13 protein-coding genes are annotated in these 17,326 nt (G+C 48.3%); 7 read left to right on the top strand and 6 right to left on the bottom strand.

The genetic code is table 11. The features are described from left to right. Position 1: 1 nt before the first annotated feature. From AEAE_RS05255 to AEAE_RS05230, 6 genes are read left to right on the top strand one after another with little or no spacing between them, the layout of a single operon-like run. Complete coding sequence (locus AEAE_RS05255; protein WP_094690041.1) at positions 2-1,126, top strand: VirB6/TrbL-like conjugal transfer protein, CD1112 family; 1,125 nt, start codon at positions 2-4, stop codon at positions 1,124-1,126. Positions 1,127-1,136: 10 nt separating this feature from the next. Further along, entirely contained in the window at positions 1,137-1,490 is a 354-nt protein-coding gene (locus tag AEAE_RS05250; protein WP_094690040.1) for a PrgI family protein, read from the top strand. Positions 1,491-1,492: 2 nt separating this feature from the next. Continuing rightward, positions 1,493-3,907, top strand: coding sequence for a VirB4-like conjugal transfer ATPase, CD1110 family (locus tag AEAE_RS05245; RefSeq protein ID WP_094690039.1), 2,415 nt, complete (start codon positions 1,493-1,495; stop codon positions 3,905-3,907). Positions 3,908-3,913: 6 nt separating this feature from the next. Then, on the top strand, positions 3,914-5,653 hold the full coding sequence (locus tag AEAE_RS05240) for an aggregation-promoting factor C-terminal-like domain-containing protein (protein ID WP_094690038.1): 1,740 nt from the start codon (positions 3,914-3,916) through the stop codon (positions 5,651-5,653). Positions 5,654-5,674: 21 nt separating this feature from the next. Next, a complete protein-coding gene (locus AEAE_RS05235) occupies positions 5,675-6,412 on the top strand; it encodes a hypothetical protein (protein ID WP_094690037.1) in 738 nt (245 codons plus the stop codon). Further along, positions 6,396-7,682 (top strand): hypothetical protein, encoded by a 1,287-nt coding sequence (locus tag AEAE_RS05230; RefSeq protein ID WP_094690036.1) that lies wholly within the window; start codon positions 6,396-6,398, stop codon positions 7,680-7,682. Before AEAE_RS05235 ends, AEAE_RS05230 begins: the two co-directional genes overlap by 17 nt. A gap of 320 nt (positions 7,683-8,002) precedes the next feature. Here AEAE_RS05230 and AEAE_RS05225 read toward each other — a convergent pair whose 3' ends face one another. The 6 genes from AEAE_RS05225 to AEAE_RS05200 are packed head-to-tail and all read right to left on the bottom strand — an operon-like array spanning position 8,003 to position 15,566. Then, positions 8,003-9,895, bottom strand: coding sequence for a VirD4-like conjugal transfer protein, CD1115 family (locus AEAE_RS05225; RefSeq protein ID WP_094690035.1), 1,893 nt, complete (start codon positions 9,893-9,895; stop codon positions 8,003-8,005). Further along, positions 9,892-11,199, bottom strand: a complete 1,308-nt coding sequence (locus AEAE_RS05220) for a hypothetical protein (RefSeq protein ID WP_094690034.1) — start codon at positions 11,197-11,199, stop codon at positions 9,892-9,894. The genes AEAE_RS05225 and AEAE_RS05220 overlap by 4 nt, the downstream gene beginning before the upstream one ends. Further along, a complete protein-coding gene (locus AEAE_RS05215) occupies positions 11,196-11,399 on the bottom strand; it encodes a hypothetical protein (protein ID WP_094690033.1) in 204 nt (67 codons plus the stop codon). The genes AEAE_RS05220 and AEAE_RS05215 overlap by 4 nt, the downstream gene beginning before the upstream one ends. A 13-nt stretch (positions 11,400-11,412) precedes the next feature. Next, positions 11,413-12,909, bottom strand: a complete 1,497-nt coding sequence (locus tag AEAE_RS05210) for a hypothetical protein (protein ID WP_094690032.1) — start codon at positions 12,907-12,909, stop codon at positions 11,413-11,415. Between the two features lie 60 nt (positions 12,910-12,969). After that, a complete protein-coding gene (locus AEAE_RS05205; protein ID WP_148139972.1) occupies positions 12,970-14,136 on the bottom strand; it encodes a hypothetical protein in 1,167 nt (388 codons plus the stop codon). A gap of 41 nt (positions 14,137-14,177) precedes the next feature. After that, on the bottom strand, positions 14,178-15,566 hold the full coding sequence (locus AEAE_RS05200) for a hypothetical protein (protein WP_148139971.1): 1,389 nt from the start codon (positions 15,564-15,566) through the stop codon (positions 14,178-14,180). A 342-nt stretch (positions 15,567-15,908) separates the two neighbouring features. Here AEAE_RS05200 and AEAE_RS05190 point away from each other — a divergent pair, with 342 nt between their 5' ends. Beyond that, positions 15,909-17,309: a ParB/Srx family N-terminal domain-containing protein gene (locus AEAE_RS05190; protein WP_094690028.1), complete on the top strand. Its 1,401-nt coding sequence runs from the start codon at positions 15,909-15,911 to the stop codon at positions 17,307-17,309. Positions 17,310-17,326: the final 17 nt, after the last annotated feature.

Genomic DNA, 17,326 nt, shown 5'->3' with positions numbered 1-17,326 from the left:
CATGATTCCTATTGCAGGTAATGACGACTTGAAAGGCATGGCGCACATGATCTTTCAAGGTGTTGATACGGATACCACTGATTTGTTGAAGAGTACTCCTTTGAATTTTGGTGGGGATAGCAGGCTGTGGGATACGATGGGGACTCTCTCCACGGCAATGGTTCTTCCTATTGCTGCTGCGCTTGCTGTTATTATTTTCGCGTTGCAATTGAGTAAGGTTGCTTCCCGTTTTGAAGCGCAGGGGGATGCTCTCTTGGGCTTGATTATGAGTACAGCGGTGAAACTGGGCATTTGCCTTCTGCTGGTGTTGAATGCGCGTTCTGTCCTCAAGTTGATTTCAAACGTTGGGCAATGGATGTTTTCGAAAGGCAGTAATGCGAAAGAACAGATTCTCACCCACGGTAAAAACACGAATACATCTTTAGCTGAAGCCATCTTGCTGAAGGGCATTGAAAATGTCTCCGGTTGGGATGGCGTGAAGAAGATTAAAATCTTTGTTCTCCTTCTCATCCCATTCCTTGTTTGTGTTGTTGTTCAGATTGTCATCCGAGTCATGGTGACCGTACTCATGTTCAAGCTTTTGATCATGAGTCTTTTCGCACCTCTCCCTTTCGCTTTCTTCGCTTCGGATGAGACAAAACAATGGGGTTACTCGTATCTCAAATCGTATGCAGCATCCACTCTGAGACTAGTTGCTTTGTGGGTAAGCGTCTTTGTGTACCAACAGTGGTTGCGTGGAGAACATTTCTTCGTTCAAAAAATTACTTTACGCCAGTATTACGCTAATGATCCTAAAGCACAGGTATTGGGATTCCTCAGTTGGATTGGCGGTCTTGCTGCTAAAACATTTTCGTGGTTTGAAGGCATTAGGGGCAATTTTGGTGGAGCTGTTGTTCTCTCCAAATCTGGTGACAAGCTGCTGCAATTTGATGCTGTGAAAGCGCTCCATCAGGGAGTAACCGATGAACAGTTGAAGCAGCTTATTGAATTGCCTCCTGATAAAAATATGGATCCCATCGCATTTCTCATGCAGTTCTACCCTGCGCTTCTTCTTGCCGCTGCCGTGTTAGCGGTGCTCGTCTGGTCTAGCCAGGAAATCTCTAAATCCATTATTGGAGCTGCGTAAGGAGTCTCCTATGAGTCTGAGTGTTGATTGTTTTAGCGATCCTGAAAATATTGAACCGAAAATCCTGTTCGGGTTGAGCTTCCGCCGTCTTTGCGGTGTCTTGTTGATGACCCCTCCGTCTCTGGGTTTGGGTGCGCTTTCTTGGTTCTTCCCCCAGGTGGTAACCCCGGTTGTGGTTGCTCTCGGTCTGATTCTTATTGATTTCCCAATTGCTTTGTGGGCGTTCCCACGGCCTATGGGCTTGCTACCGGAACAGTGGCTGGTGTTTGCCATGCGTGATTATTTCGGCGCTCGGATTCTTTACCATTCAGGCTCTGCCCATGTGGTGAAGAGTGCGAAGAAGCCGACGATGAAGGAGAAGTAAGGATGAAGACGAAGAAGAATAACGGTTCTGAGAAGCTTTCGGTGAGCATGTCGAATAACACGTCGCGTGAGCGTCGTGCGAAGCGTAAGGCGGAGTTTGAACGTCAGAGGACGCAGCAGAAGAAGCGTCAGGCGAAAGAGTGGGTTGGTTTTGACTCCATGCTGGAAGGCGGTCAAGCCTATTTGGGGGATAACCAGTGGTCTTCCACTTTGGTGATGAGTGATGTGAGTTATAAGGCTTCGGATACGGATCAGCAAGCTCACATTGTTAATGAGTGGGCGTCCGTGTTGAACATGCTGGTGGAAGGCCAGCAAGCACAGGTGACGGTGCGTTCTCGCCAGGTGAATATTGAGTCTTTGGCTCATAGTGTGGAAATGCCGTTGTTGCAGGATGCGAATGATAAGTGGCGTACGGAGTTTAATTCACTGTTGAAGCGTCAGATTGGTCGCGCCACGTCCGGCACTCTGGTGGAGAAACTTTTGACGCTCACGGTTGAGGATGATGATCCTCAGCGTGCTGTCGCTTCTTTGAACCGTCTCGTGTTGCAGGTTTCTGCTCGTCTCGCGTCTATGGGTTGCCATGTGAAAAGGTTGGATCGTACTCAGCGTTTGCGTGCTGTTCATGATGCTCTCATGCCGGATGATGGTTTCCGTTTCAGTGAGGAGGGGTTTGCTCAGTCGAAGACTGATTCGCGTGATTATGTGACCCCGTGGGCGTTTGATTTACGTGATCCGAGTTGTGTTCACATTTTGGAGTCGGAGAAGGATTTTTATCATACGAGCATTTGGGTTCGTGATTTTCCACCACGCTTGTCTGATGAGTTGGTGTCGCGTATTACTGCGTTGAAGGGTGCAGCGAGTATCAATATTCACTTGTCCCCGTTTGAGCGTGGCGCGGGTATTGACCTGGTGAAACAGCAGAAGACTTCTTTGGATATGGAGATTGCTGACCGTCGTCAACGTAATATTCGTGAACATCAGCCCGCTGATTATCTTCCCCCGAATTTGGAAGAGGCGTCGGAGCAGGTTGAGGATTTGTTGGATAAGTTGAACTCTTCTGATGAGAAGATGATTGATGCTCTCGTGGTGATTGGTGTTGATGCGCCAGATAAGTCAACACTGTATCAGCGTGTGTTGGAAGTGCGTCAGATCCTGAGTTCGTTGAGTTTGCAGGGTGATGCGATGCGTCACATGCAGCTTCCCGCTCTGGTATGCACGTTGCCGTTGGGTGCTCGGCCTGTTCCGGTTCGTCGTACTTTGACGACGAGTGCGGCGGCGATCATGATTCCGTTTACATCAGAAGAGCATTTTGATCCGACGGGTGTTTTCTATGGTACGAATAAGCTTTCTGGCAATTTGATTGTGGTGGATCGCACGAGGTTGTTGAACCAGAATGGGTTTATTTTGGGTACGACGGGTTCGGGTAAGTCTGCTGCGACGAAGTGGGAGATTGAGCATGTGTTGTTGACTCGCCCGTATGATCAGGTGATCATTATTGATCCTGAGGGTGAGTATGAGAAGATTCGTAATGCGTTTGGTGGTGCTCTGGTTGATGTTTCTGCGGGTTCTTCTCAACGTTTGAATCCGTTGGAGATTACGTTGAACTCGGATAATGATGAAGATCCTATCCGTGAGCGCACGTCTTCTGTGATGGGCATGATGAACAGTTTGATTGGTGGCGTGAACGGGTTGAGCCCTCAACAGGAGGGTGTGTTGGATGATGTTGTCACGCGAATGTACCAGTCATATAACCCTCAGTTGAAACAGCCAACGTTGGGTAGTTTGCATGAACTGTTGATGTTGGATGAGCGTCCTGAAGCGCAACAGTTGTCGAATGCTTTGATTCCTTTTGTGAATGGTTCGAAGTCTGGTTTTAATGGTCAGACGAATGTGAATGCGGATGATCGTCTTGTCGTGTTTAACACGTTGCATTTGGACGGCAGCATGAAGACATTTGGCATGATGGTTGTTTTGCAGCATGTGTGGAATCGTATTAAAGATAATCGTGCGAAGGGTAAAGGTCGCATTTGGATTTATGTAGATGAGTTCCATACTCTCTTTAGTAATAAGTATGCTGCTGATTTCTTCTTGAGTATTTATAAGCGAGCTCGTAAGTATGGTGCGGGTATTACTGGTATTACTCAGAATATTGAGGAGTTGTTAGAGTCTCATCAGGCGCGTCTGATGTTGTCTAATTCGTCGTTCTTGGAGTTGCTGAGGATGAATGCGACGGATGCTCAGACGGTGAAATCGTTGTTGAAATTGTCTGATACTCAAGTCTCGTTGTTTGCTACGGGTGAGCCTGGTACGGGTTTGATTGCGGCAGGTGATGTATTTGTGCCGTTTGATGGTCGTATTCCTAGGGATAATCCTATTTTTGAGTTGAATCAGACGAATGCCGCCTCTCAGCAGAGGTGAGTGCGTATGGTTGATGTTCGCTCGAGTCTTGATTTGGATTTGACGAGTCAAATTCATTTGGGTGACCAGTTGAATGAGTTTTCTGAAACGCAAGTGTCTGGCTTGCGTTCCGCAAACTCGTTTGTTCGTCTTCCAGATGCTCCTAGTGCTTCTCCTGGTCGTGTGGCTGTTGGCGTGCTCGGTGCTGCGGCTTCTGGTGCGGCACAGGTGGTGAACACGGGTGTGAAGGCTGCTGGCCTGGGTTCACGCGCGTTGGGTGAGGTTTCTCGTGGTGTGAATGCTCAGGGTGCGAGTGAGAATATCGCTGCTGAACGTGTCGTGGAAGCGTCGCGTAAGGTTGGTTCGACGGCTGTTCATGCACCAGGTCGTGTGGTGAACATGGGTGGGAAGACGGTGAAGCGTGGACGTGATGCTTTACGATTGTATGATCGTTTGACTGTTCGACGGTTGATGCGTCGTGCGAAGCGTGCGGGTAAACCGTTGAAGGATTTGAAGTTGTCGAGGCGTGAGCTTCGTGCTTTGCGTCGGGAGTCGAAGCGTGCGGCGCGGTTGGCCGCGAAGGTGAACCGTTCGGGTGTGAAGACGGTTGCTCGAGCGAGTAAGACTGCTGTTCGTATGGCGCAACGCTTGTGGGTGCAGGTGCAGCGTATGGTGGAGCAGTTGGTGCGGCTGGCTGCGAAGGCTATCGCTTATATTATGTCAAATCCGATTGTGGCAGCGATCGTCCTTGGCGTGCTGATCTTTATTGCTATTGTGGCGATGATTTTTGCGCCGTTTGCGAAGGGTGGGGACTCTGGTTGCGGCGGTGAAACCAGTGTTGATACGCAGGTGAGTGATGCTGAAGTGTCAACGGTAGCCGGTCATCATTTTAAGGATACGTATTATGCGCGTGGTGAGACTTGGCGTTTGAATGCTGATTCTCCTTTAGGGTTTGCGTATGGTAATTGTACGGATTATGTGGCGTGGCGTTTGATTGAGGATGAGGAGGCTCACCCTCATCCGCATAATGTGCATGATAAGTATTCACCTCATCTTTCTGCGAATGGGTATGAATGGGGTCTGCCTGGTCGTTTGCCTGGTTGGAAGGTTGTGAAGCAAGCGTCAGATATTCGCCCTGGTGATGTCATTTCTTATCAAGGTAATGTTGATTACTCTGATCCGACGTATGGTCATGTAGCGTATATTGCTGAGAATAATGGGAATAATATTCGTATTCAGGAGTATGCCAACTATAAGTATGGTGAGCGGGTGTTCACTATTCCACATATTCAATCTGAGATTGATAATGGCGGTGTTGTCGTGAAGCATAATGCTCATTTGCCTGCTGGCGCTTCTTCTGATGATGAGGATGCCTCTTCTACCACTGTGTGTGGTGTTGAGCAGGCTGATGATGATACTTCTGATGTGACAGTGAATCATGTTGCACTTGATCCTAAGAATACAGATAAGGGGAAGTATCAGCGGTTTGCGTTGAAGCATTTTGCTGAGCATGGGTGGGCGAGTGATGTTGATCATCAAATGGATTGCCTGAATGCTTTATGGATGCGCGAGTCGGGTTGGCGTACCAACGCTCACAACCCTTCGGGTGCTCATGGTATTCCTCAGGCACTGCCTGGTTCGAAGATGGGGCCTGGTTGGGAGGATGACTATAGGGTTCAGATCAAGTGGGGTTTAGGTTACATTCAAGGCCGGTATGGTAACCCGTGTGGTGCGTGGGCTCATTCGCAAGCCAATGGTTGGTACTGAGTTTAGAGGGAGAGAGAAATTATGTTTGGGTTTCATCGTGATGAGTTCATGGGTGAAGATGTTCGCGAGGATGATGGTCAGAAGCCTGCGGTGAGTAAGAAGAGTTGGATTGCTCTTATCGTTTTCTGTCTTATCTGCGTGCTGGTGATCGTGGAGAGTATTTTCTCTCGACCGGAATCTTCATCTTCTGCGTCTTCGTCTCCATCTGCTTCTGCGCCACAGAAGAGCGAGACGGAAGAAGAACAGTCATCTTCTTCTTCGCTGGGCGGACAGGGTGGTTTGACTGTGACTCCATTGAGTGAGAAAACTTTGCATCAGATGGAGCATTTGGTGTCGTTGACGCTTTCTTGGCGTAAAGATAACGGCCAAGTTCATGCTGTTTCTGCGGATGAACTCATGAAAGCGGGGATGAGTGAGAGTCTTGCTCGCTCGTATCAACCAGTGTGGAACACGGTTTTCCGTGATACGCTCACGGCGCGTGTGATTTCTGATCAGCCTTTGATTAATGCTGTTGAAGGTGTGTCTCCTGATTCTCACGATCGGTTGATTGAGGTGCGCGTCATGTTAACTCCTTCTTGGCTTGCTTCTGATAATTCGTTGGTGAATGTTCCTTCTGAACCGGTGTTGTTTAAGGTTTATTGGGATGATGCTCAGGGTAAGGTGGTTCGTTTTTCTGAGCCTGATCCGCAATGGTTGTATTTTGCTGTGCCTGAGGGTGCTCGACCGCCAGAGGTGAGGCCTGATGGTGAGTCCGATTAATCTGAAGAATGCGAAGCATTTGTATCAGCAGTTGTCTGATACGGATACGTGGTATGAGTTTAATGCTCATCGGGTGAAGACAGATATTCTGGAGCAGATTCTCGATTCGCGCGTGTGTTGGCCTGAGTTGGAAACCTGGTGTGAGAGGCTCTTATCACATCCCCAGGTGAGTTTTCATCAGGTGGATTCTCTTCTTCCTCCTGCTCCTCCGGCGCATTTTCATCATCGGAAACGAGTGAAACACACTCCTGTTTCTCCAGTTTCTGTTGAAACTGGTGAGGTTCAGACTGTGGGTAGCGGTGAGACGGTCGCACCTCCTGCACCACCACTTTCAGTCAACACTCTTTCTGAGAGTATTGATTCTCCAGTTGTGGATTTGGTGGATGATGTTCCGGTGAAGGTGAAGCGAACGTGGACTTTTCGTCGTTTGCTTCCTTTCTTGCTGGTGGGTGTGCTCATTGTGGGGTTCGGGTTGTCTGCTGGTGTGGGCTGGTATTCGTATCAGGCTTCCCAACGTCAGGCATTGTTGGCACGTGAGGCTCGAGTGAAACAGTGTCGAGTGTTGTCTGGTCAGTTGGGTGATGTGGTGGAGTCGGTGCGGCGGCAGAAGGTTTCTGCTCGCCGTCTGGTGGCGACTGTTTCTTCTGATCTGGTTGCTGATCCGACTGTTTTGGCCAAGTTGAACAGTGCGGTGAAGAGTGAAGTGAAGGAGCATTCGTTTGAGTGTTCTGTGAAGCGTCAGCAGGTGGAACAGGTGCGTCGTGAGCTTGCTCATGTGAGGAAGGTTTCACAGCGTATCACTACTGCGATGTCGCAGCTGACCGCATCGCGTACTCTTCAGTCGCGTAATGTGTTGACTGCTGAAGTGAAAGTTGGCCAAAAGTTAGTCAAAGATTCTCACGGTAAGGTTCAAGAACAGAAAACTCTTGACCAGTTAAACACTGTTCTCACTGCTTCCAATAAGCTTGTGAAAGAGAAGACTGCTGACTACACCAAGCTGGACAAGCAACTTGAAGAGCTAAAGATGGCAGAACAGTCGGTGCGTGATTCTGTTGAAGCAAAGCGCAAGGCTGACGAGGAAGCCGCACGCAAAGCGGAAGAAGAGAACCAGCAGAAACAAAAACAGAACAATACTGCTCCCTCCACACCTGTTGTTCCTCGCCGTGTTCCTTCTGCTCCGTCTCGTCCTTCTGTTCCTGTTGCCCCTCCGTCTTCTACGGTGCGGGATTGGTCTGTTCCTTCGCAGGGTTGTGTGGAAGGCTGCTTGTGATTAGGGGCTTTTCTTGAGTAAAATAGAAGGAAGCGTCGTGTTAGCGAGAGGGGTTGTGATGTTATACTCTGAGGTTTGTCATCAGACTCATTTTGAAGTTCCTGAGCATTGTGAACCGATCGTTCGTTATTTGTGTGAGACGGTGAATTTGAATGGCGGTCTGTTTTCTGTCGCTCCTGGTGGACGCAAAATGTATCTTGAGGACTAGCCTTAAATAAACTTTCGTTGATATTTCAACGGTTTTATGATGATTCTGCTTTCATCAGGGGTTTTGGATTAAATAAAGTGCCTCACCTGATTTTTCAGGTGAGGCACTTGTTTTATGCGCGGGCGAGCCAGCCGTGCTTCTTCTCTTGTTTGATTTTTAGTCCGCCGATCCGCTTGTGAATGTTGTAGCCCTGGTAGACGCTGTTTTCATTCTTTTTGAGGAATCTTTTCAGTTCTGCGGGGTCTTGGGGTAGACTGATCGGTCTGATCTTCTGACTGTAGAACGGGTCGAGGCCTCTAATCATGTAGATGCAGTCTTCGTCAGGGATCTTACCGAGCTCTGCCTCATCCAAGAGCGCTCGCGCGTGCGCTGACCAACTCGTACTACCCCCACCTTTACCAGAGTTAATGGAGCTACCGCGAACTTGGATCGTCTCTTTACCGAGCTGTTTACTCACGTATTCTTCTGACGATTCTTCCTTACCGCCAAGGTAGAGGATGTTATCACAGTTACCCGTGATCGTTTCCCATGAGTCTTTGTACATGGTTTTCAACTGGGCGAGATTCTGCACGATGATAGAGCAACTGATCCACCTTTTACGGATCACTGCAATGAGACGTTCGAAATTGGGGATGCGCCCAATGTTTGCGAACTCGTCGAGGAACATGTGCACCGGATATTGCAGATGACCGGTCTGCCCGTCATCGGCTTGTCTGATGAGTGCTTGGAACAAGCATTGATACATGATGGCGGCGATAAAGTTGAAACTCGTATCCATATCGGGAAGGTTGAGGAAGATGACAGTTTTCTTATCTCCCACTGTTTTCAGCGCAAGATTGTGATCTTCTTCCACCCAATCACTCTCAGTTGCGGTAGGTTCTGTTTCCTCTGTATCAGTCATCAGTTCTCGTACTGTGTTGATCTGGAGTGGTGCTGTTCTCACGGCAACGCTAATGATAATGCTCTTCTTGGTTTCACCAGCGCCTTTAGCGTAGGTTTCGTATTGGCGGCAGGCGAAGTCAATACCATTGGCGAGTGCGGCATCTTCTGGTGAGAGCTTGTGTTGCCTGTCGAGTTCTCTGAGGTTGTCAGCGATAGCTTTTGCTGTTTCCATTTCCATGTCGAACTCGGATTTCTCATCACCGTTTTTCTCCGAGGCTTTCATTTGTAGTACTCTGTCTGCTGCTGCGAGGAAAGAGGGTTTCTCTGCGGTGAAATACTCGTAGGCGAGAAGACTAGTGAGCAAGGCTCGCTCTGATTTCGTCCAGAAGTCTTCCTTCTGGTCACTTCCCGTTCCACTCGTATTGTTCATAAAGTTATCCACGAGTTGGAGTACAGACGCTTCGGGTGTGACGGGGTCAATGTAGTCCATCGGGTTGAAATGTGCACTCTTGTTCATGTGGTTGAGGTCGAGTGCTTGAACGAGGTAACCGCGCTTGCGCAAGAGGTCTGCGCATTCTCGTTTCGTACCACCGTCTGGGTCGGTGACAACAAAACTCATGGGATTATCCGCGCGTTCCAGGATAAGATTTGGTTTCACATATCCTCGGGTTTTACCTGTACCTGAACCGCCGATGACCATGACGTTGAGGTTTCGATACGTGAGGTTTGTTTGCGTACACAAACCTTCCGTCGCAGTGAACATGAGATTCCATTGCGGGTCTTCAGCCATGTACTTGTTCATGTCTTTAGGAGTCGCCCATTTTGCTGAGCCTTCTTCTGCACCGGTTCGGGTTTTCCGATCGTCGGCAGACAGAAGCATCATGAGGAGCACGAGAATGCTCACGCCCGCGCTGACGAGAAGGTCAGTAGGGTCAATGGATGGTGGAAAGAGACTGGCGACTAGCTTTTCTGGTTGAGCAATGATTTCTGTTGGTGCGAGTCCTGCGGCCATGTTAACGCGAATGGCCTTGCTAACCATGTTGGTAGCAAGGCCACTGATGAGTGTTAAGATGATTGCCGCAGTCCAACTCACTTGCTTTTGAGTGGACTTGTTAGCGCTCATCGGTTATCTCGTCCTCCTTGTTGATTTAAGTTTGTGGGGTTTGAAGGTAAGGGCGCATCACTTTTTGATACCTGTTCCAAAGCCTCCTTAAACCCTTGCTTACCTAATTTCCCGTCAGTAGTGAGGTTGGCTTGAACGGCTTGCTTGACTGCTGTGGAAATGTCTGTTTGGCCTGCTGGTTGCGGGGGTATGGGAGCTTGTTGAGTCTGCTGCACTGGTTGTGGTGGTTGAACTGGTTCAAGCTGTTGCGCATAGTAATGGTCAAGGAAGCTGAATACTTGTTCCGGTGGAACATTGTTCAACCGGATAGTATTAGATACCTTGTGGAGGGTGACTTGCGCGTCACTCTTCAACCTCAGACTGTTGTTTTTGCCGACGATATGCGTGTTGAACCAGGTTCGAGCATTCCTCATTTGCGCTGTTTCTGTCTCACTAATCTGGTTGGAGTGTGACATGGTGCGGTGAGGATGATAGTCATCAGGCGAAGATTCCTGACGAGCTTGAGACTTCACCTGCTCTTTATACTCTTGCCGTGCTTTCGCGTAAGCTTGCACAAGCTCTTGAGGCTTAACAGTGATATCACTGTTTTTCTGTGTTTGCTTGTCATACTTGTGCAAGCGCACAGGCTTATCCTTGCGCACGTACACGGTGAAGAATTGCGAATCATTCTTCAACTGGCGTTCGGCGTTGACACTGAGACTTTGGTTGAGAGTGTATCCTTTCAGTTCTTCTCCGTGAATGGTGAGCTTACCTGGAATCATCGCACTGAACGTTGAGAACTTCACGCCTTCTTTTGTCACTGCGGTGTGCGTGTGAACGAACTTTCGTGGAACAGTAATCTGATAGTACTTACTCTCCTGTTTTCGTTCTTTCTTGTAGTTGTCTCGTGACTTTTCAGGATGATCCTTATAGTAGGTTTGACTGAGGTTGATTGGTTTGCTGATGGTGTTGATGAAGTCATGAGCTTCCCTCAAGGTTGCACCTTCCAGCTGGATCAGTTGTGCTTGTGTGATCTTTTTCTGATCACGGTAGTATTCCAAGAGGCGACGCTGGCCTGAAGTCATGGGCTTGTTCATCCACGCATCGTCAGAAACCTGCTTCGTTTCGTGTGATTCTTGGTTGATACTGTTTTCGAGGTCAACCTGTTGGCGACTGTTATCCTGGCTTTCTTCCCAGTTATCGAAGTCGGCGTCAAAGCTTGTCATGTCGGGATAATCGTCGAGTTCTTCCTCTTCCATTTCCCGTTCTAACATGACCTGGTAAGGGTCGTCTTCGAGGTCGAACTCGTCTTCGTATTCATTCATTGTGTTTTCCTTTCTGTTTCGACTTTTTGTTTGAGTTCGTTGATTTTGAGTGCCACGGTTACTGCTGGCTCATTGAGGATTGTTTGAGCGAAATCCTTGTTGAGAAGCTGTTCTATCAACTCGGTTGGTGGCTGTTTTCCTGTTTTCTCCTCCTTATCGTGAGGTTTGTTAGTGATGGTCTCGCGGATGCTCGCTGTCATTCTCTTCCTTTGTTTATCGGTTGAGGTGTTGTTGTTCTTGTTGTTGTGTGAGTGGTGCTGGTGTTTCTACGTGTTGGATTTTTTGTTGGGTTCGTTCTGTTATCAGGTTTCTGATGCCTTCTTTGCCCAACGGCTGCACCACTGGAGATGATTCACTCACCTTTTCAGTAGTGGGATCTGGAGCGTTCGCGTCAGGAGAGTGATCTTCTGAGGCTTGAATGCTCATGTCTTCCTTAGTGAGATTCGTTGAGCTTTCCACACTAACTTGTGCTTGAGCTTTTGTCTGCTTTTTTTCCACGGGGTCACCGACTTTAATTCCCAGCTTTTCTGCTGCATTCTTCAAAGTCGTGCTCTCCATGCGCGCACCCTCGAGGCTGACGAAGAGGGGGTTCCTAGGATTTTGTTTAATCCACTCTTGTAACTCATTAGGCCTGATTTGCTGTTCTTCAGGAAGTTGCTCATTGATCATCTCTGTTAAATTTGCATCGATCGAGGAATTGAGAGTATCTCTCGTCATCTGATCATCCGTGAGATCAACCTGGTCAAAGAGGAGTTCTCCAGCTTCTTCAGCAGTGTTTCTTTCCAAGGCGTAGATTCCTAGTTCTGCTGCACGCTCCCAACCAGCCATTTTGATCAAGTCTTCTTTATGCTCGGTGAGCGTGTTTCGCATATGCTCTGTTTGCGCAATTTGCACGGCCTGATGATAGTCGAAATCGCGAGTGTTGATGAGGCCTTCTTCTAGGGTTTCTTCGAAGGTATCAATGTGGTCTTGATCAGTCATCCACTGGTTCAGGTCATACCAGGAGATATCCGTATTGTCGTCAGCGCAGTTGTATATAGCATCATCGAGAGTTGTATCTTCGAAGAAGTAATCTCCGAAATCAGCTGCGTATTGAGGAATTTTACTGGTCTCCCATACTTGCTTTGGCTGCCATTCTTGCTCTGGTTTGATATATTCCCATTGAGCAAAGCTGCCATCAGGCAACTGATAATCACTGTCTGGAAGGAGAGTGGGAGATTTCATCTCTTTCTCATACACTCTGACATTGATTGCGCGTTCAACCTTGTCCCTGAGTTCGGGTTGATGCTGGCGCAGAAAGTTTAAGAACTGCTGCGCGCCTTCTAGGCTCGTTCCTGGTGCGGCGTCAATATATTTAATGTTCAGGCCATCTGAGTCGAAAAGCTTTGTGTAATCTTTTCGACTCTGACTGTACCTGTTGTAGATTGTTTGGGAGTCATACTTTCCCGAGTATTTTTGGAAATACTCATTAAAGTTCAATTCCTGTGCTTCTACTGCGTTCCCAACGATCTTGATGAACTGGTCAGCCACATGTGTGTGATCTTTAATCTGTTCATCAAGATCTTGTGTATCAATCGTGAACTCTTGGTATTTGGGCGAATCATCATATAAATCACTGGCGTGACGGTAGATTGTTACTGTGCCATGTCCGAGATCGGCACTGCGTAAAAAGTCAACTATATCGTTGACATCATTATGGAGGAAGACCATTGTTTTTCCTTTCTGTTGGTTTTTCTGGTGGTTGTTTGTGTTTGTGTTTTTGTTGCCGTGTTATCGACTGAGCTGTTGTTTTTGCTCATTAATTGTTGGCTGGTTTGAGCGTAGTTTTTCTTGAGTTTGCTGTTTGATGAGGTTTCTGATTCCTTTCTTTCCCAGGGGAATATGTTCTTCGATACTGTGCTCATGGTGAGCAAGTCTTCCCCAATGGGAGAGTTCCTCGTGTCTTTCCTTCTCGTTGGCGAACGAGATTTCCTGGTGTGCAGTGAGTACATGCTCATTGCGTAAGACTTGTGCGAATGAAGGCCTATTACCGTGGAGAAATTCCACTAGCCCTTCGATTGTTTGCTCTTGTGCGAGTTCTTTATTGAGCAGTGGTGTGCTCATTCCACAGAGCGCATCGAGACCATCGAGGTATGTTCCTGTGTCGAGCTGATCACCGTTTGATGAGAATGAGGCCAGCCAGAGGCCATCATGATCAGGGTCAGCAATGACAGTTGAAAGGTCTGTCATTACTATCTGTTGGGTGAGAGGATCACTCTCATACCATTGGGTGAGTCCCTGGTAGAGTGAGGAGCTTTCATTGACATGGATGAGAGGAGAACCGTAATACCGGTCTTGCTCTTTCTCTGAGAACTCTCTTCGTTGTTCAAAGTTTTGAACAACTTGCTTTCCTAAAGGGCTTGCTGGTGTGAAAGGTTCATAATCCAACCCATCAAGCATGTGAGCGGCACTAGTTTGCGGAATCGCATTTATCATTACTGATCCTGTGATTGGTCTTGAGGAGAAAGGAACATGATCCGTATTCGGCTCGTAATTGGCTGATCGGCTGAAATTTACCGTGATCAACTGGGCTAACAGTTGGTTCAGTGTTGGAGTCATGGTATTTCCCGCCCAATACATGGCATGGGACGTAATATATGTGGCGATACCGTTGATCGAAGTCCACAGTTTCCCGTTTGTACTGGTGAGTTCTCGCGGGATTCCCTCATGTTCGAAGAACTCTTTTATCGCCTGATATGTTGGCGTCTGAGCTGGAAGCGTATACATGTAGCTGGGCAAGCTCAAGTCTTGCGTATCTGTTCCGAGGTGGCACAGGTAGTATCGTTCATTCGACACGATGTGGCGTAGCTCACGAGGCTGTAGTTCGAGGGGGAGAAATGTGTCAATCGGTTGGGATTGAACATCATTCCATGCCTGTTCTAAGCTCACGTTCGCCATAGGGACGGATTGTATGCTGTTGATGTGGAATGTTCCCATGATTACTTCATCCTTGGTGAAGGTGCGGGAAGGTTGACCTTTGGAGCGTTGACGGTGAGAGGCTTCTGCGCTTGCTGAAGCTCTTGCGCGGTCTTCAAAGCCTCCTTAAACCCTTGCTTACCCATGTGAAGCATTCCGTCATCGCCCATGTGCACGTTAATCTTGGTCGCATAGTCGGCATCCAGTTTGCATCCGATGTTGGGATTCTGCTCATGCACCTTGTTTAATAAGGTCGTGACATCACCTTTCTTGGTGAGCATTTCCCGTTCGCTGCGGGTGATATATCCTTGCTTTTCGAGGTCGGAGAGGAACTCTTTCTGCTTGTCTGTGAGCGGTTCAGTATTCATGCCGCGAGCAGGTTGTGTTGCAGATTGTGCTGGTGCAGTCGGCTGTGTTACCACAGTAGATGCGGCAGGCTGGTCTGGCACACTAGTTGAAGCTTCAGGAGCGACGGGGGTTTGTTCGTTTCGGATTGCTTCCTGTGCGAGCGCTTGACTTTCTTGATCTGCTGCGATTGCTTGAGTTTCCGGTGCTTCACCCAGATTCTTTTCTACTGTTGTGAGTTCACTGGAAATGTCGGGATCTTGCTCTGTGATGGCAATATTATTGCGATCAATTTCATTGCGCAGAGAATATTGCATTGCAGCCTGTGTGAGATCCTCATAGTTGACCACTCGCGTCTGGTCAAAATGAGTGACCATTTTGTTTGCAGCAAGATTATCAATGAGCGCTTTCACAGCTACGGCTTGATTGCTTCGGAAGCTGATGTTCACGAGTTCACCGTTGGTGTGGGAAACATAGGGGATTCCCATTCGAGCGAGGTTATCTTCGAGTAATCCTTGCCTGATATCCAATGCTGGAGAGTACACCTTAATGGTGTGTGTGGGGACTTTCTCTCGCTCTTCCAGGGTGAGTGGCGTGGGGAGTGCTTTTCGTGCCTCGTCGCGCGCTTGACGTTCAGCTGGGGTGTCGAGTTTTTCTTGCGCTTGCATTCCCACGAGGATTCCTACTCGTTGTAATGCTCCTTTAGCGAATACTTCATTGTTTGCTTCAATGAAGAGTTGTCCTGGTTCACGTGGGTCGAAAGAGTAGCGGATTCCCGTGTTTTTCAACTCTTGCCTGAGGAGATTAATTCGGGGGTCAGTTGGTTCGAGTCCTTCAAGGTTCAGCGCGGCAATGCCTGTTCCACTCTCACGGGCGATATAGCGCAGTCGTTTGAGGGAGACCTGGTTTCGTCCGCTCTTGTCGTATGCCCAGCGGGCAAATTGGAGTCCGTGTTTTTCGAGCCAGGTGAGGAGTTTGACGAGTTGTGGGGTGAGTTCCACTCCGATTCTTACGACTCCTTCTCCGGTTTGGCTGATGAGCCTCATTGCTTCGTCTTCGCTACCCATTGTTTTTCCTTTCTGTTGGTTTGTGGTGTTGTGGTTGTTGTTTTTTGTGTTTTTGTTGCCGCATTAACGGTTGTCTTCGTTTCTCAATTGGTGGAGGATTCCTTGGGCGATTCCTCGTGCCATGAGTGCTGGGACAGATATCCTGCCTGATCCTGCTGCTCACCGCACGCATGGCCGGCACTCATCGACTGGTGGCACAACGCGAAGAGGCAGGGCTTCGACGCGGCTGGAGCGGTGCCGATTAGATAACGGGGAGAGGATAACACTGAGGTCTGGGGATATCATTGGACATAGGATAAGGTGATGAATTGAGTTTGTTTCGGTGGAGCGGAGGAACTATTTATGGAACGTATAAATGTCAATGTATCGGATTTATGTCTCTGGGAGACGAACCCGAGAGTTGAACCATCAATCGACCAGATGGATGAACTCAATAAAATCTATAACTTCAGTGCACAGTCTCAATCGACATCAAAGCGGCAATTGATGAATCTTGCATCGTCAATAGCGGAGAATGGCTATCAGAACGATGTTGAGCCGATCCTTGCTACAAGGGCCGGCGACAAGTATGTGATTCACGATGCGAATAGGAGATTGTCTGCAATCAAATTGCTGCAAAACCCAGATTGTTACCGTGAACTTCTTGATGACCGAGATTACAAGAGATTGAAGAACCTTGTTGCGGAATATCCGCAGAACATTCCGAGCAGTCTGGACATCGTTGTTTTCGGTGACAATGAACGGGATAAGCTGAGGGAAATCCTCAATCGAAAGCACAACGGCCCTCAGGACGGTGCCGGCACGATTCCATGGAGCACTGAGGCCAAAGCCCGCTTCTCAGGAAGGCAGACGTTTTCGGACAAGCTTGAAACGCCGTTCGAGAATCAGTTTGGAGATTCCTTGACAAGCTATCTCGGAGGGTCGAACGCTACGACCAGCACGAGAAGGGTTTTCAACTCGGCTCCGGTCAAGGAATATCTTGATATCAAGAATCCGGATATAATAACCCCCGAGCAACTGGACAAAGTCAAAGAACTGGCTGATGAGGTTAAGGGATATTGTCAAGAGAACGGCACCCTTATTTCACGCCTCAATAACGATGTCATCAAGCAGGACATAATCATTCCTCTTCAGGAAAAAGGACAAGGAACGGTCAGGTCGCCAAGACTTGCCGCGAAACGCCTCAATCATGATTTCGCCAGCAAGTTCGCCACAAATCGAGACCGGCACCTTGGTGCGATGTACAACAATCCGGAATGGATGACCGACGCGCCGGAATTCGAAGACACGAACTTTATGCTTGCCGCTTTGAACGCATATGGAGTACTGGAGGACGACAGCACCAAAAGATGGGCGAAAGCATTCTTGATTGCGCCGGCGATACGTGTGATCTTCGAACTGTCCCTTCTTGCATTGGACAAATCCTGCAATGAGATTGATCTTCCCAACAAAGGGGTCAGCGCAAAGCATAAAGAGAACGTCTCATATGTCCATAGCCTGTTTAAAAACAACAAATTCCAAGACTATCTGCAGGCCGGGAGGATTGTATTCGACACCTACCAAGAGGCTCATAATGTAATCGAAAATACCGATTTCGGCGAGTCCGTTGAATACTCATCGCTTGGGTCGCACAAGTCTATGAAGGATTACGACATAGATACCATCATGAGGCTGTCGAATGATGCGGTATTGTTTGCTATGCTCTGTCAGCAATATGTGCAGTTCAAAAAACAGGGTGTATGACTCGAACGAACTGGCCA

The organism is Aeriscardovia aeriphila, assembly GCF_002259595.1.
Taxonomy (GTDB): Bacteria; Actinomycetota; Actinomycetes; order Actinomycetales; family Bifidobacteriaceae; genus Aeriscardovia; species Aeriscardovia aeriphila.
The sequence above is the reverse complement of the archived record's forward strand: the minus strand, read 5'-3'. Positions and strand labels throughout refer to the sequence as shown.

Bases quoted from the DNA above. Each gene is read 5' to 3' on its own strand.
- AEAE_RS05255 (WP_094690041.1), top strand. From the start codon at position 2: ATGATTCCTATTGCAGGTAATGACGACTTGAAAGGCATGGCGCACATG.
- AEAE_RS05250 (WP_094690040.1), top strand. From the start codon at position 1,137: ATGAGTCTGAGTGTTGATTGTTTTAGCGATCCTGAAAATATTGAACCG.
- AEAE_RS05245 (WP_094690039.1), top strand. From the start codon at position 1,493: ATGAAGACGAAGAAGAATAACGGTTCTGAGAAGCTTTCGGTGAGCATG.
- AEAE_RS05240 (WP_094690038.1), top strand. From the start codon at position 3,914: ATGGTTGATGTTCGCTCGAGTCTTGATTTGGATTTGACGAGTCAAATT.
- AEAE_RS05235 (WP_094690037.1), top strand. From the start codon at position 5,675: ATGTTTGGGTTTCATCGTGATGAGTTCATGGGTGAAGATGTTCGCGAG.
- AEAE_RS05230 (WP_094690036.1), top strand. From the start codon at position 6,396: ATGGTGAGTCCGATTAATCTGAAGAATGCGAAGCATTTGTATCAGCAG.
- AEAE_RS05225 (WP_094690035.1), bottom strand. From the start codon at position 9,895: ATGAGCGCTAACAAGTCCACTCAAAAGCAAGTGAGTTGGACTGCGGCA.
- AEAE_RS05220 (WP_094690034.1), bottom strand. From the start codon at position 11,199: ATGAATGAATACGAAGACGAGTTCGACCTCGAAGACGACCCTTACCAG.
- AEAE_RS05215 (WP_094690033.1), bottom strand. From the start codon at position 11,399: ATGACAGCGAGCATCCGCGAGACCATCACTAACAAACCTCACGATAAG.
- AEAE_RS05210 (WP_094690032.1), bottom strand. From the start codon at position 12,909: ATGGTCTTCCTCCATAATGATGTCAACGATATAGTTGACTTTTTACGC.
- AEAE_RS05205 (WP_148139972.1), bottom strand. From the start codon at position 14,136: ATGGCGAACGTGAGCTTAGAACAGGCATGGAATGATGTTCAATCCCAA.
- AEAE_RS05200 (WP_148139971.1), bottom strand. From the start codon at position 15,566: ATGGGTAGCGAAGACGAAGCAATGAGGCTCATCAGCCAAACCGGAGAA.
- AEAE_RS05190 (WP_094690028.1), top strand. From the start codon at position 15,909: ATGGAACGTATAAATGTCAATGTATCGGATTTATGTCTCTGGGAGACG.